The 21,140-nt window shown below is 42.8% G+C and carries 19 protein-coding genes; 12 read left to right on the plus strand and 7 right to left on the minus strand.

Features of this window, described 5'->3' with window-relative positions:
* Positions 1–140: 140 nt before the first annotated feature.
* From CXF88_RS01220 to CXF88_RS01225, 3 genes are all read right to left on the minus strand, one after another.
* The gene (locus CXF88_RS01220; protein WP_101084973.1) at positions 141–1,796 is read right to left on the minus strand and encodes an AMP-binding protein; all 1,656 of its coding nucleotides are present in this window, start codon (positions 1,794–1,796) and stop codon (positions 141–143) included.
* A gap of 582 nt (positions 1,797–2,378) precedes the next feature.
* On the minus strand, positions 2,379–2,531 hold the full coding sequence (locus tag CXF88_RS21870) for a hypothetical protein (RefSeq protein ID WP_157822756.1): 153 nt from the start codon (positions 2,529–2,531) through the stop codon (positions 2,379–2,381).
* 299 nt (positions 2,532–2,830) lie between these two features.
* Positions 2,831–3,934, minus strand: a complete 1,104-nt coding sequence (locus CXF88_RS01225; protein WP_101084974.1) for a phosphoribosylaminoimidazolesuccinocarboxamide synthase — start codon at positions 3,932–3,934, stop codon at positions 2,831–2,833.
* A 207-nt stretch (positions 3,935–4,141) separates the two neighbouring features.
* Between CXF88_RS01225 and CXF88_RS01230 the strand changes: the two genes are divergently transcribed.
* Positions 4,142–5,110 (plus strand): DMT family transporter, encoded by a 969-nt coding sequence (locus tag CXF88_RS01230; RefSeq protein ID WP_101084975.1) that lies wholly within the window; start codon positions 4,142–4,144, stop codon positions 5,108–5,110.
* Between the two features lie 462 nt (positions 5,111–5,572).
* Here CXF88_RS01230 and CXF88_RS01235 read toward each other — a convergent pair whose 3' ends face one another.
* From CXF88_RS01235 to uvrA, 3 genes are all read right to left on the minus strand, one after another.
* Positions 5,573–7,465, minus strand: a complete 1,893-nt coding sequence (locus CXF88_RS01235; protein WP_101084976.1) for a DEAD/DEAH box helicase — start codon at positions 7,463–7,465, stop codon at positions 5,573–5,575.
* A 254-nt stretch (positions 7,466–7,719) separates the two neighbouring features.
* Positions 7,720–8,691, minus strand: coding sequence for a M20/M25/M40 family metallo-hydrolase (locus CXF88_RS01240; RefSeq protein ID WP_101084977.1), 972 nt, complete (start codon positions 8,689–8,691; stop codon positions 7,720–7,722).
* Between the two features lie 50 nt (positions 8,692–8,741).
* Positions 8,742–11,603, minus strand: a complete 2,862-nt coding sequence (gene uvrA, locus CXF88_RS01245; RefSeq protein ID WP_101084978.1) for an excinuclease ABC subunit UvrA — start codon at positions 11,601–11,603, stop codon at positions 8,742–8,744.
* 244 nt (positions 11,604–11,847) lie between these two features.
* Here uvrA and CXF88_RS01250 point away from each other — a divergent pair, with 244 nt between their 5' ends.
* Both CXF88_RS01250 and CXF88_RS01255 read left to right on the plus strand, forming a co-directional pair.
* Positions 11,848–13,215 (plus strand): MFS transporter, encoded by a 1,368-nt coding sequence (locus CXF88_RS01250; protein WP_101084979.1) that lies wholly within the window; start codon positions 11,848–11,850, stop codon positions 13,213–13,215.
* A 65-nt stretch (positions 13,216–13,280) separates the two neighbouring features.
* On the plus strand, positions 13,281–14,003 hold the full coding sequence (locus tag CXF88_RS01255; RefSeq protein ID WP_101084980.1) for a single-stranded DNA-binding protein: 723 nt from the start codon (positions 13,281–13,283) through the stop codon (positions 14,001–14,003).
* A gap of 163 nt (positions 14,004–14,166) precedes the next feature.
* Here CXF88_RS01255 and CXF88_RS01260 read toward each other — a convergent pair whose 3' ends face one another.
* The gene (locus CXF88_RS01260; RefSeq protein ID WP_101084981.1) at positions 14,167–14,913 is read right to left on the minus strand and encodes a phosphatase; all 747 of its coding nucleotides are present in this window, start codon (positions 14,911–14,913) and stop codon (positions 14,167–14,169) included.
* A 278-nt stretch (positions 14,914–15,191) separates the two neighbouring features.
* Between CXF88_RS01260 and CXF88_RS01270 the strand changes: the two genes are divergently transcribed.
* The 9 genes from CXF88_RS01270 (at position 15,192) to CXF88_RS01310 (ending at position 21,011) form a co-directional block, all read left to right on the plus strand.
* Positions 15,192–15,389, plus strand: a complete 198-nt coding sequence (locus CXF88_RS01270) for a DUF6500 family protein (protein ID WP_101084982.1) — start codon at positions 15,192–15,194, stop codon at positions 15,387–15,389.
* A 296-nt stretch (positions 15,390–15,685) separates the two neighbouring features.
* Complete coding sequence (locus tag CXF88_RS01275; protein ID WP_101084983.1) at positions 15,686–16,483, plus strand: VacJ family lipoprotein; 798 nt, start codon at positions 15,686–15,688, stop codon at positions 16,481–16,483.
* A 3-nt stretch (positions 16,484–16,486) separates the two neighbouring features.
* A complete protein-coding gene (locus tag CXF88_RS01280) occupies positions 16,487–16,888 on the plus strand; it encodes an ATP-binding protein (protein ID WP_101084984.1) in 402 nt (133 codons plus the stop codon).
* A gap of 6 nt (positions 16,889–16,894) precedes the next feature.
* Complete coding sequence (locus CXF88_RS01285) at positions 16,895–17,224, plus strand: STAS domain-containing protein (protein WP_011639120.1); 330 nt, start codon at positions 16,895–16,897, stop codon at positions 17,222–17,224.
* The gene (locus tag CXF88_RS01290) at positions 17,217–18,014 is read left to right on the plus strand and encodes an ATP-binding cassette domain-containing protein (protein WP_101084985.1); all 798 of its coding nucleotides are present in this window, start codon (positions 17,217–17,219) and stop codon (positions 18,012–18,014) included. Before CXF88_RS01285 ends, CXF88_RS01290 begins: the two co-directional genes overlap by 8 nt.
* A complete protein-coding gene (locus tag CXF88_RS01295) occupies positions 18,014–18,808 on the plus strand; it encodes an ABC transporter permease (protein ID WP_101084986.1) in 795 nt (264 codons plus the stop codon). The genes CXF88_RS01290 and CXF88_RS01295 overlap by 1 nt, the downstream gene beginning before the upstream one ends.
* A gap of 12 nt (positions 18,809–18,820) precedes the next feature.
* Entirely contained in the window at positions 18,821–19,270 is a 450-nt protein-coding gene (gene mlaD / locus CXF88_RS01300; RefSeq protein ID WP_101084987.1) for an outer membrane lipid asymmetry maintenance protein MlaD, read from the plus strand.
* The gene (locus CXF88_RS01305; RefSeq protein ID WP_101084988.1) at positions 19,270–19,845 is read left to right on the plus strand and encodes an ABC transporter substrate-binding protein; all 576 of its coding nucleotides are present in this window, start codon (positions 19,270–19,272) and stop codon (positions 19,843–19,845) included. The genes mlaD and CXF88_RS01305 overlap by 1 nt, the downstream gene beginning before the upstream one ends.
* 8 nt (positions 19,846–19,853) lie before the next feature.
* Positions 19,854–21,011, plus strand: a complete 1,158-nt coding sequence (locus tag CXF88_RS01310; protein ID WP_101084989.1) for a PP2C family protein-serine/threonine phosphatase — start codon at positions 19,854–19,856, stop codon at positions 21,009–21,011.
* Positions 21,012–21,140 lie beyond the last annotated feature (129 nt).

The following is a 21,140-nucleotide window of genomic DNA, read 5'->3' on the forward strand; positions in this document are numbered from 1 at the left end:
TCGAGTTTCTGCCTAATAAATGGTGTACAACGATATTGTTAACGCTGCATAGTTAATGGCGGGTATATTGACAGAATATGTCAAAAAAATACACGCATATTGCGTGTATTTTTTGAAGATAGATAATCGTTAGCTGATTATTACAACTCGTCTTCCCAACGTACTTTGGCGCCGCGAACACCGTCTACTTTGGCGGTAAACGCTTTTTCAAGTACGTGACGTTTAATTTTTAACGTCGGGGTTAACACGTCATTCTCAATGGTCCACTCATCATTGACAACGATAATGGCATCAACATGTTCGTGTGACTCTAAATGTGGATTCACACCATCGAGAGTCTCTTTTAACGATGTTCTGACTTCTTCACGAGGCTGAAGTTTTGAACCTTCTGAAAGCTGCACTAACGCGACCGGATGTGGTAAACCTGAACCGATAACACAAATTAAATCTACATGAGTGTCTTGAGCTAATTTACGTTCAATCGGCACTGGAGCAACATACTTACCTTTTGAGGTTTTGAAATTGTCTTTAACGCGGCCGGTAATGTCGATGTAACCGTCTGCGTCAATTTCGCACAAATCGCCAGTGTGGAAAAAGCCATCTTCAGTAAATGCTGCGGCGGTGGCTTCTTCTTGTAAGTAATAGCCGTTCATCAAGCCTGGGCTTTTAACTAATAACTCACCTTCTTCAGTTTGACGTACTAAGCAGCCTTCAACTGGCCGGCCAACCGTGCCGATCTTCTTGGCGTTGAATGGGAAGTTAATTATCGAGTAAGCACAGTTTTCGGTCATTCCCCACGCTTCACAAATATCGATGCCAATGCTGTAATACCATTGAATCAATGATGGTGGGATGGGTGCTGAGCCTGAGCCGTTCAAGCGAGATTGGTCGAGTCCCAAACCTTTCTTAATTTTACGCTTAACAATACTGCTAATGATGGGCAGTTTGAGTAAGGTTTTGAGTTTTTTCTCACCAATCTTGTTGATGATATTTAATTGGAATACTGTCCATAAACGCGGTACCGAGAAAAACACCGTTGGGCGACAGCGTTGAATGTCATCAACAAATGAGTCGAGGCTTTCTACAAAAGAAACCGTTGCCCCTGAATAAAATGACGAGCCTTCAATAGCCACACGTTCAGTAATGTGTGCTAGTGGTAAGTACGATAATAGTCGGTCAGTAGTATTGGTTTGTAAATCACGAATCACCGCTTCGCACGCCCAGCCATAACTGGTAAAGCTTTGAATCGCGCCTTTGGGTTTGCCGGTTGAACCAGAGGTGTAAATCAGGGTCATGACTTGATCTGCAGTTGGGAACGGCTCGTCAACGAGCGGCTGACCCAGCTTTAACAAGTGATCCCAATGATATTGTGCTGGCATGGTGTCATATGGCATGGCTAAACGGAGAATTTCACCGCCAACAGCAGCTTCTTGTTCAGCCCAATGATCGAGTTTACCGGTAAAAATGGCTTTAGCGCCGCTATGTTCAAGTACATAGCGAATAGTTTCTGCATTAGCGGTTGGATAAACAGGCACACTAATGTAACCACCGTACATTAATGCTAAATCGACAATAAACCACTCGGCACAGTTTTTCGACAACACAGCAATTTTATCGCCACGTTCTAAACCTAAATGACGCAGTGAACCTGCAATTTGTTGCATCTTTTGCTGAACTTCACGCCATGTGAAATCAACATATTTACCGTCAATCGGCTGGCGAAGGTAAACTTTGTCACCTTGCGTATCTACCCAATGAGACAACATCTCAACAGGAGTTTTAATTAAATTTTCCATCGACGCTTCCATGTTCTTTATTGTTATTGTGGGTCTCTATAAATTTAGTATGGCCATTTTTGTGCGCTGGCGCAAACAATTGCACAGTATGTGCGCAAGATAACACTATAAACACGTTAGCAGAATCTACTGAATAAACAATAGATATTGAGCAAATACTCTACTAAGTAAAACGGATAGACGATTCGTTGCAGAAATTGAATTCACTAACTGATTGATGCCACATTTCATCAGAATGAGCACTTCTGTTTAAAGTGTTAAATGCTTGTAGCGATGATTTTGTATCTATTTAACCTATTTTTTGCGGCGATACCAGTACTGATAAAGCCCAGTAAAAGCCAATGTCATTAGTATTAAGCTGACAATACACCAAATGCTCCGCGTGAATTATCCACCGGAAAAACCGAAATAAAGTTTATCAACGCTGTCTAAAATCCCGTAAGAGTAACCGCTGAACAAATAGCTTGTTTCGCTAAAGATAATCCTGCAAGTGCTGAGATAATCTCTTGCAGCTAGACGTCTTTTAATTGCGTATCGGTTATAACTGAAACAGATTGAGAAAATCTCTGAGATGGCTAAATCTTAACGTGATTCGCCGCTAGCTGATTGAGCGATATAGTTAGCAATGTCACTGCCTTTTACTTCAATTGTTTCGATATTTTCTTTTTTAGTATTTTCATCAGGCACTGTCTCGGCGGCAATGGCCTGTTGAGTTAAACTGATAGTACATAACACGGTTAAGGTGATTTTTCTGATTTCAAGGTGTTATCATTTTGTACTGCGATGAACGAATCCATTTTCTGGGTGTTAGCAAAGTCAGTTTTTGTAGCTAAGCTATTCAATCGCTAGGAATTAATTGCTAGGAGATGCCGTCGCTGAGTGTTTGGCAGTTGAAGACTTCTTGATGGTCGTGTAGCTATTCACTGATGATGATTTTGGGTCGAAGATAATCTTCTTTTTATTGGTATTAATGTGGTCAGCTAATAATAAATAAGGCGCTATTAGCGCCTTATTTATTATCCAGTTAAATTAATTTATACAATTAAATCATACTGCTCACGTAGCACTTTAATAATGTCCGCTTTTGGGTTGGCTGGTAATGGAATACTTGAACCAGTGACTTTTTCTGCAACACCAATATAAGTGCGCGATACATTCATCATTGCGTCTAATGGTAAGTCATTGTCACGAGCAAGCGCTTCACGCTCTGGCATTCTGTCTTTGTTTAGCAAAATGTCGGCATCGTCAAAATGATTCAGTAAGAACTGGCGGAAGCCTTCTTTTGAGTTTTCAACAATCTTGCCATCACGATAAGCGGCTCCGTCCCAAATACGTGATGAATCAGGTGTGCCGACTTCATCCATGTAAATCAGTTTTGATTGACCATTTTTGTCATTGACGTAGCCAAACTCAAATTTAGTATCGACAAACACTTGATCAAGCTTTGCTAGCGCATCTGAGATCACTTTAAAGCCTTGCTTTAACAAGGTTTCATACAAGTCGATATCCTGTGGTTTTTCAAATCCAAAGGCTTGGTAGTTAGCTTCAATATCGCTACGGCTAATGTTAACGTCATCTTGCGCAGGCACGCCCGGGATACCGGTTAAGATACCTTTGGTTGACGGGGTGATCAGTAACTCTGGCAGTTTTTGATCTTTGCTTAACCCTTCTGGCAAGGTGATACCGCAAAATACCCGTTCGCCTTTTGAATAAGCACGCCACATTGAGCCGGTAATGTATTGGCGACAAATCGCTTCTACTTTAATTGGGCGGGCTTTTTGCACTATCCATACAAAAGGGTGCGGAATATCTAGAATATGGCTGTCAGCTAAACCATTTTCGGCGAATAAACCAAACCAATGATTTGAAATCGCATTCAGTGCAGCGCCTTTACCTGGAATACCCTGCAAGTTACCTTCGCCATGAAAAATACAATCGAACGCCGAGATCCTGTCGCTGATCACCATAATTGCTAGCGGAGTATCTTCAGGTACATCGTAACCTTTGTCGCGGATTAAGCGGCGACTGTCTGTGTCGGTTAACCAGTAAACACTGCGTACTTTGCCACTGTGGACAGGCTTGTCGGTACGGATAGGTAAATCATTGTTCACGGCAAGAACGGAATCGGCAAGATTCATGCGAGTGTTCCTTAGGTAGTAGGGTACATAGGTTTTTATGGCGGCTATTTTACCTGCATTCAAAGCGTTTGCACGATAAAAGGAGGGGTTGAAATAGGCTTTTTTGTTATGCGAACAATCAAGGGTAAGGTTAACCTTTCTTGATAAAGACTTTATTGGGTTATTCAGGCAGAATTCACGCCTTAATGATGTGATGGATAAACCAACGTGAACAGTGAACAAGAAAGCGCGAATGCCCGTTTAGGACTGATATTTGTTTCTATAGCAGTCTTTTTCTGGGGTATTTTGCCTATAGCATTAAAGCTATCAGGTGGATTCATTACACCAGTTACTCTGACCTGGTTTCGGTTTGTCATGGCGTTAGTCGTGACCTTATTAATTCAATGGCGCTTAGGTGCATTACGTCAATTTGTCGGTTTACCTTCATTAGTATGGTTGAAATTGGTGCTCGCTGGCGTGCTGTTGATGTGCAATTACGTGTCGTTTGTTTATTCGTTGGGATATCTAGCTCCAGGCACTGCACAGCTTAACTTCCAAACTGCGCCTTTTTTCTTGGCATTTGGTGGGGTGTTGTTTTTCAAAGAGCGTTTTAATGCATTTCAGTTAAGTTGTTTTGCCACGCTTGGACTGGGCATGCTGATGTTTTTCCATCCGCAGCTCGATTTAAATCAAGCAAGTGATCATCAAGTGTTGGTTGGGATTATGATTGTGCAGTTTTCGGTGATGTCGTGGACCAGCTATGCTTTGTTACAAAAGTCGGTGAGCCAACGACTGTCACCCAGTAATGTACTGTTATTTATTTACGCATTAGGCATTGTGCTTATGGCGCCATTTAGTGACTTTAGTCAGTTTGAAGCTATGACGCTCGATCAATGGTGGATAGTACTTTTTTGCGGCGCCAATACTTTGATTGCGTATGGCTGTTTTGGTCAAGCTTTACATTATTGGCCAACCGCGCAAGTGAGTGCGATGTTATCGTTAACGCCGGTATTGAGTTTTAGTGCCACCGAATTAGTGGTCGGTTTAGGCTGGTGGAGCGGGGTATTTACCAGTGCGAACATCGATGCATTGTCATTGATGGGGATTGTGCTGATTGTGTGTGCAGTGTTTGTGGTACAAATTGTGCCTATGTATCAAAAGCGTAAACAGGCCAAAGCGTTCAGGACTGTATTGTAACACTTTGGTGAAACGGATTATCACTAGGGTCGCTTCGCTGCTAGGGCGGACTGCGTCCTGCTAGGAAATGATAACAAGCGATAACAAGCGAACGCTGCGCTCACGGATAAAGCGGTCTAGCACCTAGGCTCTCGGCTTGTCATCTCTTAATCTCTCTCGTCACCGCTTGCTATCTCAGGAATAGGGACAGCTTCGCTGCTAAGATTTTATAGCATCTAGCCGCGCAGCGTCCTAGCAGCGTAGCGATCTAGGCTCTTGCTATAGAATCTAGCCGCGTAGCGACCTAGAGCCTAGAACCTAGAAATAGTGATATTAAACAGGTAATCGCCACGTTAATGGATGTTAATTATTTTTTAGACTTATTTTGTAGGATAGAGAATAGAGAATAGAGAGTAGAGAGTAAAAGCGGAAAACAAAAATGGAGCCCTTAGGCTCCATTTTTTGTGTCATTCAACTGAATGATTAACCGTTGTCACGTGGCTTACGTGGACGACGCTCTGCACTTGCAGGGCGGTCACTAGCCGGACGATCACCCGCTGGGCGGTCAGTACGTGGACGGTCACTGCGAGCACGATCACTACGTGGGCGACGTGGAGCGCCTGCGCCGCGAGTCGTGTCAGCAAACACTTCATCACCCGCTTCACGAATGTTTAAAGGACGACCACACACACGCACTTTTCTTAGGTGTGAAAGGATGTCTTTAGGCATTCCGTCTGGTAAATCAACGGTTGTGACTTGATCAAACAATTGGATTTGACCAATGAAACGGCTATCGATGTTTGCTTCGTTAGCAATTGCACCAACGATGTTACCTACACCAACACCATTTTCACGACCTACATCGATAACATAACGATTCATTTTAACGTCTGGGTTATCTTTTAAGCCTTCTGCATCGCCAAAGCTATTTGGTGCTGGACGGCTACTACGCTCGCCACGGTCACTGCGTTCACGACGTGGACGGTCGCTGCTACTATTGCGATCACCACGGTCACTACCACGATCACTACGCTCGTCACGTGAATCACGTTGACGTTCGGTAATCGTTGGTAACTGTAGTGGACGCTCTTGCTGTACTTGTTGTAACAATGCAGCAGCCAGTAAATCTGTATCAACTTCAAGCTGTTGACATAATTCAGCTACAGCGTTTTTCATGAAATCTAAGTCACCGTTAATGGTTTCTTGGATTTGCTCGCCTAAACGAGACAAACGACGCTCTGCAACTGATTCAGGGCTAGGCACTTTCATTGGCGAAATACGGCTGTTTGTAGCGCGTTCGATAGTGCGTAACATGCGCATTTCACGATTGGTTACAAATAGGATTGCCATACCAGTACGACCAGCACGACCTGTACGACCGATGCGGTGAACATAGGCTTCTGAATCATAAGGAATATCGTAGTTTACTACGTGTCCAATACGTTCAACGTCTAGACCACGTGCCGCAACGTCAGTCGCGATTAAAATGTCTAACTTGCCGCGCTTAAGCTGCTCAACAGCACGCTCACGTGCTTGTTGATTCATGTCACCATGTAATGGAGATGAAGCATAACCACGGGCTTCTAATTTTTCTGCTAATTCAACACAGCTGTTACGGGTACGAACGAAGATGATAATACCTTCAGTATTTTCAACTTCTAAAACACGTACTAACGCTTCTAGTTTATTGTGTTGTGATACTTGCACATAACGTTGGTCGATAGACTCAACAGTTGTCTGGCTAGACGCTATGCTGATGTTCACTGGGTTTGTTAAGTGCTTAGCTGCAACGCGCTTAATTTGCTCAGGCATAGTGGCAGAGAATAATGCAAGTTGGCTGTCAGTAGGCTTGTGCTCTAATACCCATTCGATATCATCGATGAAGCCCATTTTTAGCATTTCATCGGCTTCGTCTAATACTAAGGCTTTTAGATTATCTAGCTTTAATGTGCCACGACGCATGTGATCCATTACACGACCAGGAGTACCAACAATCACTTGTGGTCCGCGCTTAAGGGCGTTTAATTGTTGTTGCATGCTTTGACCACCGTAAATCGGTAGTACGTGGAAGCCTTTCATGAATTTGGCATAACTACCAAATGCTTCGGCAACTTGAACCGCTAATTCGCGGGTTGGTGCTAACACTAAAATCTGTGGAGCATTGATTTTCATGTCGATTTTGTTTAGTAAAGGCAGGGCAAACGCGCCTGTTTTACCGGTACCGGTTTGTGCTTGACCGATAATATCTTTACCAGCCATAAGCGGGTCGATACTAGCAGCTTGAATAGGAGTTGGGTTTTCATAACCTAACTCGTCAAGCGAACGCAACAAAGACTCAGACAGGCCGAGTTCGCGGAAAGTTCTTTCAGATGACATTGAGTTGTAGCCTTGTGGATGCGCACGAAGTTCGGAAGCTCGTGCTAAAGTTTCACAGACAGAAAATCAACCCCGTGTCGATTTCCCGCGCCGATAAGGGGGCGTATTATAGCAGCAACAATGCTAGTTGACCACGTAAAAACTGAAAATAAACATTAAATTGCCTATTCTAGTTTAAGATTGGCCTGATTCTTGATTTTTAAGATTTGTTAATTGGTTGAAAAATGAACATTTGTTGGCGTGAATTAGGCTGTTTATGGGGCCTTGGTCAGCTTATCGATGCTGAGCATTTGATATACTGTTTCAGCAACCGCCACAATAAAGTCGATGTCTAACGTGGCTATTGTGTCGTCGGCCGTATGATATTGCGCGTGGGGTGGTACGCCAAAATACACCCAGGAGTAGCCCGCTTTATGAAATGGATAGTGGTCTGAGGCTCTGAGCCAATCACTTTTTTTCATCCGCCCACTTAATAAATTTGTGTGATGAGTGCGAATACATAATTGGGTCTGTTGCATCAACAACGGTTTGATTGACTCAAAATTTGACAGATTTTTTTGCCCTTCCATGTAGATTGCTCTACGACGATCTGGGTGGCCTATCATGTCCAAGTTTACACTTAGCTCAATGTCCATCTGTGGGTATTGCTGCAATAACGTCACTAATTCATAGCTGCCATATAAGCCTGGTTCTTCAGCGTCGGTTGCCACAATCATCAAATTAACATCATCTAACGGCGGATTTTCCTGCCATTGGGCTGCAATTGCCATCATTCCGGCAATGCCTGAGGCATTATCATCAGCACCTGGATACATTTTATTGGCCGTTTGACCTAAGTGATCATAATGAGCGGTAATCACTCGCCATCGGTTTGAGCTATTTTTTGCCGCAATAGTGGCAATAATATTGACCCCAGAGACGGTCGAAAATTGATGTTGAAAACTAAACGGGACGGCAAAAGTTTGCTGCCAGGGTTGTAAGCCCATCTCTGTAAATCGTGTGATTAAATACGCTTGAGTGAGGCGGGCGCCTTCAGAGTCAGTCTTGCGGCCTTGAAATTCAGTGGAACTCAGTGTGGTGATATCTTCAGTAATTTGGCTATGGGCGCTAGACCAAGAGGTGATAATAGCTGACGAGCATTGTTGAGGTGTTTGGCTACAGGCATTGAGTAAGCCGCACAATAACATCATAGCCAATACCTTAAGGTGAATTTGAGTAGTGTACATAGTGTGCTCTCCTCTTATTCACCTAAGGTTTGGTATGTGATCTCTGCTTGTTATTTGGCTTTTTTAGCCTTTACACGTTTATTGTGAAGCGCCAGCATCGGCTTTAGGAATCTCGCGGTATGAGACTCTGGGTGCTCTGCTACTTCTTCTGGGCTGCCTGCGGCTAAAATCATGCCGCCGCCAGCACCACCTTCAGGGCCTAAATCGATAATCCAGTCTGCGGTTTTAATCACATCTAAATTATGCTCAATCACCACAACAGTGTTGCCATGAGATTTTAAGCGATGCAATACTTCTAACAATAGTTGAATATCGGCAAAGTGAAGCCCTGTAGTGGGTTCATCTAAAATGTATAAGGTTTTACCTGTGTCACGTTTAGACAGCTCTTTGGCCAGTTTAACGCGCTGAGCTTCACCGCCAGATAAGGTTGTCGCGCTTTGCCCTAAGCGAATGTACGACAAGCCGACATCCATTAAGGTTTGCAATTTACGTGAAATAGATGGAATCGCATCAAAATAACCACGAGCGTCTTCAACCGTCATTTGCAGCACTTCGTGAATGTTTTTGCCTTTGTATTTTACTTCTAAGGTTTCGCGGTTATAACGCTTGCCTTTACACGAATCACAAGGCACATAAACATCAGGTAAAAAGTGCATTTCCACTTTAATTAACCCATCACCTTGGCAGGCTTCACAACGACCGCCCTTGACGTTAAACGAGAAGCGACCCACCTGATAACCACGGGTGCGCGATTCTTGTGTGCCAGCAAACAGTTCACGTATTGGGGTGAAAATACCCGTATAGGTGGCAGGGTTCGAGCGTGGCGTGCGGCCAATAGGGCTTTGATCAATATCGACTACTTTGTCGCAATGGTCCATGCCTTCAATACTTCTGTAAGGCGCAGGTTCGTCCACGGTAGCGCCATTGAGCATCCGATGGGCTATTTTAAAGAAAGTGTCGTTAATCAGTGTCGATTTACCCGAACCAGATACCCCAGTAACACAGGTAAACAATCCAACAGGAATGGTTAAATCAACATCTCTTAGGTTATTACCCGAAGCACCAAATAACTGAATCACCTTTTTCGGATCGATTGGGGTGCGCTCGTCACTAATGTGTATTTGCTTCTTACCAGAAATATATTGACCCGTTACCGACTCTTCACAGTTAAGAATATCTTCTAGCGTACCGTCACAAATGACTTCACCGCCATGTACACCAGCTCCTGGTCCAATATCAATAATGTGATCCGCTAAGCGAATCGCATCTTCATCGTGTTCAACCACAATCACGGTATTGCCTAAATCACGCAGGTGGATCAAGGTTTGTAATAAACGTTCGTTATCGCGTTGATGCAAGCCTATTGAAGGCTCATCAAGCACGTACATCACGCCCACTAAACCCGCTCCAATTTGGCTGGCTAAGCGAATACGTTGCGCCTCGCCACCGGATAAGGTTTCAGCTGAGCGCGACAAGCTTAAATAGTTAAGCCCCACATTGACCAAGAAGCCAAGGCGTTGACTGATCTCTTTTAAGATTTTCTCGGCAATTTGCGCGCGTTGTCCTTCAAACACTACGGTGTCGAAGTATTGTTTAGCTTCGCCAATCGACCAAATGGTCAGTTGCGGTAGGTTTAACTCACCAATAAATACGTTACGGGCTTCTTCACGTAAGCGCGAACCACCACAGCTGTTACACGGCTGCATGTTAATAAATTTAGACAGCTCATCGCGCACCGAGTTACTTTCGGTTTCACGATAACGGCGATCCATATTATTTAAAATGCCTTCAAACGGATGGTTACGGATCACAACATCGCCGCGGTCATTAATGTACTTAAAGGCAATGTTTTGTTTGCCAGAACCATATAAGACAATCTTTTTAACTTTGTCGCTTAGTTCGGCATATGGCTTCTCAACGTCAAACTTATAATGTTCAGCTAATGAACTGAGCATTTGGAAATAGTAAAAGTTGCGTCGGTCCCAGCCTCTAATCGCGCCACCGGCTAACGATAGTTCATCATTAGCAATGACTCGCTCAGGGTCAAAAAACTGCTGCACACCTAAACCATCACAAGTTTGACAAGCACCGGCCGGATTGTTAAACGAGAAAATACGCGGCTCAAGTTCGGCCATCGAATAGCCACAATGCGGACACGCGAAATTAGCTGAAAATATCAGTTCTTCGGCTTTGCTATCATCCATACTGGCAATTTTTGCAATGCCACCAGATAATTCTAAAGCGGTTTCAAACGACTCAGCCAAGCGCTGTTTCATGTCTTCGCGTACTTTGAAGCGATCGACAACCACTTCAATGGTATGTTTGATGTGTAAATCTAATGTTGGAGGATCGGTTAAGTCACATACTTCACCGTCAATACGGGCGCGGATGTAGCCTTGTGCCGATAAGCTTTCCAGCAACTTAACGTGCTCACCTTTACGGTCGTTAACCACTGGCGCAAGCAGCATTTGACGGCTGTCTGCCGGCATCGCCAACACTTTATCCACCATTTGACTCACTGTTTGCGCTGACAACGGCTGATTATGCGTTGGGCAGCGAGGCTCGCCCACACGGGCAAACAACAAGCGTAAATAGTCATATATTTCGGTAATGGTACCGACGGTCGAACGCGGATTGTGCGAGGTTGATTTTTGTTCAATTGAAATGGCAGGGCTAAGGCCTTCAATATGATCTACATCGGGTTTTTCCATTAAGCTCAAGAATTGACGCGCATACGCCGACAGCGATTCGACATAACGACGTTGGCCTTCTGCATACAAAGTATCGAAGGCTAATGATGATTTTCCTGAACCGGATAACCCAGTTATCACAATAAGTTTGTCACGGGGAATGGTGAGATTGATGTTCTTAAGATTGTGGGTTCGGGCACCGCGTATTTCAATTTTATCCATCTATATCACTCTATGACTTATGTAAAACAAAACAGCGATCAGTATCGCATAGTTTGTTGGGGGACTTCATATCAATTTTGACTATGTTGGTTTCATGGTACGCATAAAACTCAGCTAAAGTTTAACATGCGCAGATAAAACACCTTATATCAAAAACTGTGATTTCCTTTTGAGCTAATTTCTGGCGCTGTGATAATATGCGCACCTTATAATATTGTTGAATTACTTATCGAAGGGCAACAGCATGGCCAGTAATGGACTGTCGGGTATGGAGAAAAAGGTCGCATTTTCGTTAGCCAGTGTGTTTGGTTTACGAATGATGGGATTGTTTATGATTATGCCTGTCTTCGCGCTGTATGGTCAGCACCTTGAAGGCTTTTCACCGCTATGGGTGGGTATTGCCATTGGTGCTTACGGATTAACCCAGGCTTTTTTACAGATCCCAATGGGCATTTTGTCCGACAAATACGGACGTAAGCCGATTATTCTAGGTGGCTTGGTATTGTTTGCCATTGGTAGTTTAATTGCCGCATCATCGGATCACATTTACGGGGTAGTATTTGGTCGCGCAGTCCAAGGTATGGGCGCAATCGCTGCCGCCGTGTTAGCGCTTGCCGCCGATTTAACCCGAGACGAGCAACGCACTAAAGTCATGGCGATTATCGGCATGTGTATTGGTTTTTCATTTGCCTTGTCATTATTGGTCGGGCCTATTGTGGCGCAATACATGGGCTTAACGGGGTTGTTTTTATTAACCGCAGTTCTGGCAGTATTGGGCATGTTAATTGTGCAGTTTTTTGTTCCCAATCCTATTAGCCAAGCGCCTAAAGGCGATACGGTCGCCACTCCGACAAAATTAAAGCGTATGTTGTTAGACCCGCAGTTATTTCGCCTAGATGCAGGTATTTTTATTCTGCACTTAGTGCTAACCGCGGTGTTTGTTGCATTGCCGCTCGATTTGGTGGATGCCGGTTTAGTCAAAGAAAAGCATTGGATGTTGTACTTCCCCGCTTTTGTTGGTGCATTTTTCTTAATGGTGCCGTTAATTATCATTGGGGTGAAACGCAACAACACCAAAACCATGTTCCAGTTGTCGTTAATGATCATGATGGTGTCACTTGCCGCGATGGGGCTGTATGCCGATAACCTTTGGGTGTTAAGTGGCGCTGTAGTGCTATTTTTCACCGGCTTTAATTACCTTGAAGCATCATTGCCAAGTTTGATTGCTAAGTTTTGTCCTGTCGGCGATAAAGGTTCGGCTATGGGCGTGTATTCAACTAGTCAATTTTTAGGCGCTTTTTGTGGCGGCATGTTAGGCGGCGGAGCTTATCAGCTCGTTGGCGCATCTGGGGTGTTTTTTGTTGCGCTAGGGCTAATGTGTGTGTGGTTATTTTTGACCCTCGGTATGCAAAAGCCTGTGTTATTGAAAAGCTATACGCTTGAAGCTACAGTAAAAGATAGAAGTGATGCACAAGATATGGCCAGTAAATTGTCACAGTTAATCGGTGTTGTAGAGGCCATTGTGGTGCTCGAAGAGAAAGTGGCTTATTTAAAGGTCGATGATAAATTCAATTTAAGCGAAGCGCGAGCTGTGTTAGGCTCTGTGAATTAGATCGTGTAGATCATTCAGCTTAGTATTCAGTTAAAGTAAACAGATAAAAATCTCAGGAGATTTCGATGGCTAGTCGTGGTGTGAATAAAGTGATTTTGGTCGGTAACTTAGGTAAAGACCCTGAGGTTCGTTACATGCCAAACGGCAATGCTGTTGCCAACTTTACTATAGCGACAAGTGAGTCGTGGAAAGACCAACAAGGTCAAATGCAAGAACGTACCGAGTGGCACAACATTGTTATGTATCGTCGTCTTGCGGAAATTGCTGGCGAGTACTTAAAAAAAGGCTCTAAAGTTTATTTAGAAGGCAAATTGCAAACCAGTAAGTGGCAAGATCAGACTACCGGTCAAGACCGTTATAAGACTGAAATCAACGCTATGGAAATGCAAATGTTAGACAGCCGCAACTCAGGTGATAATGCCGGTGGTGGTCAGTATCAAGGTCAAAGCTCTGGGCAAAACGCCGGACAAAATATGGGACAACAACAGTCTCGTCCTGCACCAGCACCTCAAGCTCGTCAGCCACAAGCGCAATACAATCAAACTGCGCCTGCTGCAGGTAATGAAGCTTACCAAGCTCAGCCTAATGCTGGCCAGCAAGGTGGTGGTTACCAGCAACAATCTGCGCCAGCGCAACAAGCTGCACCTGCTTATGCACCAAAGCCAGCCGCTGCACCTCAGGGTAATTTCCAACCACAAAATGCTCCTGCACAGCGTCCAGCACCACAGCCACAACAAAACTTCACTCCAGATTTAGATGAAGGCTGGGATGACGATATTCCGTTCTAATTTTCACTAGAGATTACATAATCCAATGTGTTGATTAAAACTTTTAAGGCCTGCTTTTGCAGGCCTTTTTGTTTTCTACGTTAGAGAAGCAACGAGACTGACTCTGCCAGCAGTATCTTTATGGTGTAAATATCACTGTGGCAGTTTTAGGATATAAAATGTTTTATTCAATTAAAACAGAGTATTCATCAAGTGACTTATGACCTCTTGCCGTCAGAAAGCTCAACAACGCTTCGGGGCTACGGTTCAGTAAGCGTTCAATTGGAAATTCCACAGTTTCAATGACCTCAATGGCTTTTTCAAACTCGCCTAAGCTAAAAGCAACATGCGAGTCAGAACCCATAACGAGCAGTCCACCTGCTACTTTTACTGCATTAGCTATTTCAATACAGTTGCATGTACTGCCTTTTCTCGACGTCAAAAAAGAGGAGTTATTTATCTCTAGCGCCACGTTATGTTTGGCAGCGGCAGCGGCGACGCGCTTAATATCGATTGGATAAGCAGGGTTGCCTGGGTGAGTAATAATGTCGACATTACCACTTTCAATACAGTTGATGAGTGCTGTAGTGTGAGCCTCTTTAGTCGATGGTGGGAACACGGGTTCATGGAACCCTGCCAACACAATATCGAGCTCTTTTAAATAATCACCAAAAAAATCAATCTCGCCATGTTCATTTTTGATATTCGCTTCAATGCCGCGCAGCACGCCAACACCGTCAACAATTCTAGGTAACACTCTCATATTTACAAAGTGCCAAAAATGGGGCGCATCAGCCATATCTGGGCCATGATCGGTAATGGCGAATAACTTGATACCTTTGGCTTTCGCAACACAAAGGTAATCATGGAAGGTACTATAAGCGTGAGTTGACGCTATAGTATGCGCGTGAATATCAACAAGGAATTTCATGGCGAGTCTCGTTCTCTGAATCAAAAACAGTAGGCATCAAGTCTACGCTGTTAACTGGGCTTTCTCTATGATCACTTTTGTTGATTACTTGCAGCAGGTATTGAGGCATATTGTCGAAGATGCCTTGGCGTTATACATGGCTGTTTTCCGGCATTTGTAGTGAGCCAATCGGCCGCACATGATATTAACGATGTTGTAAGGCATTTGATATGAAATAGGCCGAATGTTGTCACTTTGCCTTATATATTCCACTTCTTAACCCGAGTTGAGGCTGAATAATGAGAGATGAGTTAAGAGCGAAAATTATTGCCGTGTGTGATAAAAAAATTGCGGCGAAAGGCGATAACGTCGGTTTGTCATTTTATGCATTTTTTGCCAACAAAAATGATAATCCTCAATTGCTGATGGAAGCGGCAACATGGTGGATTCAAACACACCAATTGGATCATTTTGTGAAGGCCCACAAAATTAAATAAATGATTCATAATGGCTTGTAATAGTCTGAATAAATTATGTGCGGCGGAGCAATACTGACCAATATTCAATAAGTAACCGATATATAGATTAAGTCATGCCTTAATGATTAAGCTTAATCGCTTAACGGGTTTTTAGATGACACAAGTCGTTTTTGAACGATCAATCAAAATTGTACTAATAGTTTTGACCGTTTTAATGTTATATTTTCACTCTTGAGTGACATTAACGATATTAAATGTCGTGCTTAATACCGATATAGTTAGCAGATATTTTTTGAAAAAAGCCGGAGGAATGAGTGGGAATAATTGGTCGACTGTTAGTTATTGGCGCCACTTTACTATTTTTTAGTGGCTGCGCTAGCACCTCAACAGCGGGTGATCCATTCGAAGCGGTTAATCGAAAAAGCTGGGACTTTAATTACCAGGTCATGGACAAATATGCTTTAAAACCAGCAGCAGAAGGCTATGAAACCATCCCTCAGCCGATCCGACAAGGTGTGACAAATCTGCTATCCAACCTAAGTGAACCTCTTTACGCAGTAAATAACCTCTTACAATGGAAAGTGACCGACAGCGGTAGCAGTGTTTTACGTTTTGTCGTCAACACCACAATCGGCCTTGTGGGGCTTTTTGATCCTGCTACCGATATGGGATTAGTGAAAAAAGAAGAAACATTTGCGCAAACCTTTGGTGTTTGGGGTATTGGCAATGGACCGTTTATTATGTGGCCTGTTTATGGTGCCAGTACTGCACGTAATACCGTCGGAGATTTTGTTGATGTTTTTGTGTATCCCTTATCTATTCTGTCGTTTGAACAAAGGGCCGGAAAGTTTGTGTTGGAAGGTTTAGACAGTCGGATTGATTTTCAGCAATATGAACCCATATTAGACGGATCGTTAGATCCTTATGGCTATGTTAAAGATGTCTATTTGCAGCGAGATGCTCACTTGGTCAATGACGGTAAAGTGGCTGAGACTGAATCTGACGAATTTGATCTAGAGTTTGATGACGAACTATTAGATGATGAGCTATTAAATGACGCACCTGCAGACGACAAATCAGACGATCACACTGATTACAAGGTAACGGACTAGCCAATGTCAAACATCAAAACGTTTTCATCTTGTACGAGTGAATTAAAAAATATTCGCGAATTTGTGGTAGATGCATGCCGCGATTTTCCTTTTAGCGAAGGTAAAGTCAATGAAATCGTATTGGCCGTTGATGAGGCTTGTGCCAATGTTATTCGTCATGGTTATCACATGTCGAAAAAGGGCTGTATAGAAATCGTGGTCAGCAGTGATGATGAGCATGCGCTATTTGTGATTAAAGATGTGTGTTCGCAGATTACTGACAAGCAATTAATACCGGCAGAAAATAATTTATGTAAACCAGGTGGATTAGGCCTTTGCCTCATTCATTATGTGGCTGAAAAAGTAAGACTTATCCCACATAAAGGCAAAGGTAATTGGTTAGAACTGACGGTTAAATTTGAGTGATATAAAATGAATATTGAAATTGAGACACATAACAATTACCAAGTGGTTAAGCTTTATGGAGAGGTCGATCTGAGCAACTCTCGCAGTATCAAACTCGACATCATAAAGTTAATTAAGAGTAAAAATAACATCATTGTCGATTTCACCCACCTGCAATATATCGATAGCTCAGGGATGGCTTCACTGGTTGAGGCCTTCAATGAAGCCAGAGAAAATGACACTGAATTTCATATCGTTGGTGCCAATGGTTCACCGCTTCAAGTACTGCAACTAACCCGTTTAAACACGGTGTTTAACTTAGCTGATTCAGTAAGTGCTGTGAGTAACAATGGTTAACCCTATCATTACTGTAGAGCATTTGTTTGCCCAATATGGCGATACCCATGTACTCAAAGACGTCAATTTAGAGGTCAACCCCGGCGAAATTCTGGTGGTGATGGGCGGATCTGGTTCTGGTAAAAGTACCTTGCTTAACCATATGCTTGGGCTTAAAACCCCTACGTCAGGCACTATCATGATTGATGGTGTGAATATTTTTACGGCTAAAAATAAGCAATTACGTAACTTACGCAAAAAAATGGGCGTGGCTTTCCAAGGCGGCGCACTACTGAGTTCATTAACGGTGGCAGATAATGTCAGGTTACCTTTAGAGCACAACACTTCATTGGATACCCAAACCATTGATATTATGGTGCGGATGAAGCTTGAATTAATGAACATGGCTGGAACCGGCCATCTAATGCCTTCGGAATTATCAGGCGGCATGCTAAAACGAGCAGGACTGGCTAGGGCCGTTATTATGGACCCTAAATTACTGTTTTTTGATGAACCTTCAGCAGGGCTTGATCCCACAACTGCAGTTGAACTTGACGAGCTTATTCTCACTTTGAGAGATGCCATGAACATGACCATAGTGGTGGTGACTCATGAGCTAGAAAGTGTGTTTAAAATTGCCGATCGCGTGGTGGTATTGTTTGCGGGTGAAGTGGTGGCGAATGGCACCGTTGATGAGATTAAAAACTCTCCAGATGAACGCATTCAAAACATGATCAACCGTCAACCGAACACTTACAGAGATGATGGTGAGGTTTATCTCAATCGTTTGTTAAATAAGGATGAAAAATAATGAATGCCTTGTTTAATTCAGTCAGTAACTTGGGTGCCGCAACGCGTAAAAATATTGAAAGTGTTGGCCTAGCAACATTATTTTTACTGCGTATCGTCAGCAGCCTATTCACTGGGCTGGTGTCATTTAAGCAAGTGATTAAGCAGATATATTTTATTGGTAATCGGTCTTTAATTGTCATTATTGTTGCGGCGCTCTTTACCGGTATGGTTGTGGCACTGCAGTTTTACGATACCTTAGTGCGATTTGGTTCAGTGGATTTATTGGGTTCGGCAGTTGCCTTGAGCCTGATTAAAGAATTAGGTCCGGTGATGACAGCATTAATGGTAATAGCACGAGTTGGCTCTGCGACCTGTTCAGAAATTGGTATTATGCGTAACGAGCAACAATTTGATGCGCTTGATTGCATGGCGATTAACAGTTACCGCTATGTGATGCTGCCAAGACTATTAGCGGCGTTGTTTTGTGTTCCCATGCTGACGGCCGTTTTTGACTTGGTGGGCATTGGCGGTGGCTATATCGTTGGAGTACACATTCAAGGAGAAAGTCCTGGTGCATATATTCAAGGTGTAATGGATACCATTAGCTTTAAAGATGTGCTGGTTGGTCAAATAAAGTCATTGGTATTTGGTTTGTTTATTATGTGGATACCTTTATATTACGGCTTTTATTTACACTTAAATCAAAAAAATATGGGCGCTGAAGGCGTCAGCAATGGCACCACTCAGGCGGTGGTAATGAGTGCAATTATTATGTTATTTAGTGACTATATCGTTAGCTCATTAGCGCTATAACTAGAGGTTTCAATGAAAAACAATTACGTCAATTTTCTCGTCGGCCTGTTTGTATTATTCGGGATTGGGGCCTTGGTATTTATGTCAATTACCATTGGTGGAGCATCGGTCACTAATAGTGGTAACTACACCTTAGTGGCTAAATTTGAAAATTCTTCTGGTTTAAAAGAAGGTGCCTTTGTCGAAATGTCAGGTGTACGTGTTGGATTAATTCAATCGATTAATTACGACCCTAAAGCGTATGAGTCAGTCGTTAAAATATCATTAGATAATGCGATTACCGTACCTGATGATTCGATAGCCTCTATTCGTACATCAGGTATTATTGGCGACAGATTTGTTAAAATATCTACCGGTGGTTCAGAAATAAACATGGCAGATGGTGAAGAGTTTATTGAAACAGAATCATCAATCAGTATCGAAGAGTTAATAAGCAAATATATGTTTAGTCAGGATAAATAATGAAATCAATAATTTTTTTAATCATGATGCTAGTGATGCCGTCTCTAGCTTTGGCGGCACAAGAACCAACAGAACGCGTTAAATTAGGTGTGACAGATATCATTAGTATCGCATCAAATAGCGCCTTGTCAGTCGAACAGAAAAAACAATCACTCAGTGATGTGATTGAAAAACACGTCGACATACAAGCCTCTGCACAACGAGTGTTAGGTAAGTATTGGAGACAGGCAAGCGATACCGAAAAACGTCAATTTATGGTGTTGTTAAAAGGCGTATTAGTCGATACCTATATTGTGTTGCTAGAACAGTATGATAATCAAACGGTTGATTACACCAATGAAACAATCAAGAAAAAGGTTTATGCATCGGTAGATACTGAAATTCATACCAAAGAAAATATCATTCCGGTTTCATATCAGCTTTATCAACGTAATAATGAATGGAAAATTTACGATTTTGTTGCTGAAGGTTTATCGATGATCCGTACCTTTAGTAACGACTATAAAAGTACTTTGAAAAAAAGCGGTGTCACTGGTTTGAATGAAGCCCTTGCTGCTAAATTAGCCCAAAAGTAAGGTTACCCTTGAATATTGATAGAGCATTAGCTAACAGCATTATTGATGAAACCTTATGGTTTAAAACCAATTTGGCAGTCACATTAAGTGAGTTTAATTATTACTTAATTAAAAAAAATGGCCAAGTCAGCTGTAATTTTTCATCCTTGTGTGATGAGCATTACACCCGGCTCTATCAACAATTTAAAGCATTGTCGTTACAACACAGTATTACGGAAATTGTGCCTCTAAAGGACGATGGAAAAATGTGTTGGGTGCTGCCTTTTGGTAAAGAATCGAGCTTATTTGACTGTATTATTCTGCTTAATTTACCTGCAGGAACTGAATCGCATCATGTTAGCTCGTTGTATTTTAGGCTTTTGTACCAGCTAAAAAGCTTCCAGTTTTCCGAAGCGTCATCACAACTTAACGCTGCCCAGGTGTGGATCCGCGATGAGATAGAAGAAATTTCGCGCTTGCAGCAATTGATGTTGCCAGACAAAGGTATCGTACTTAGCTCTGTTAAAATGGCTTATACCTATAAAGCGATGAAAGGTGCTGGTGGTGATTATTTAGACATTGTCGACCTTGGTAAAAGTCGCCCGGATGTCCAGGGTGATATCGGAATGATTATTGCTGACGTATCGGGTCACGGCCCTGCCGCGGCAGTAGAAACCGCCATGATAGATGCCATCTTACGCACCTTTGAACCGAAAGATTTAAACAGTAGTTCTTCTGAAGTGCTTAATTATATCAATCAACATTTTTTCACTAAAAAGCCTCGTGGCAGCTTTTTAACCGCTACAGTAATGCGTTATAACTTCCAAGAGAAAGAACTTATTTATGCTAATGCAGGCCATCCTCACGCCTATTTGAAAAAAGCCAACAGGCTGGTTGCCTTAGATCAAGGTGGCATTCCTATTGGGGTACTGCGTGAGCAAAATTGGGATACCTACCGGGTTAGTGTTGATGTAGGTGATATCTTATTTGTGTATACCGATGTGGTCATCGAAACGCAAAATGCCCACAAAGAATTATTTGGTTTCGATCGCTTAGAAAAAGCCATCAGCGCAGCACCCGATGAACCCGAAGCTATGCTGGAGTATCTGGAGCAGCAAATGAAACAGTTTTGCGGTTTTTCAGAGTTTCAGGATGACTTAACCATGTGCGCAATCCAGTTTATTTAAGCTAATAGAGTATTTAATTATTGAGAAGATGACGATATCCCGTTCTAGGACATCTCCAGTCACAGGTTTAATCGTTTTTATCAATAACTAAAAAGCCCTGAGTTACCGCTCAGGGCTTTTTTATCTCAC

Source organism: Shewanella sp. ALD9, assembly GCF_002836315.1.
Classification (GTDB): domain Bacteria; phylum Pseudomonadota; class Gammaproteobacteria; order Enterobacterales; family Shewanellaceae; genus Shewanella.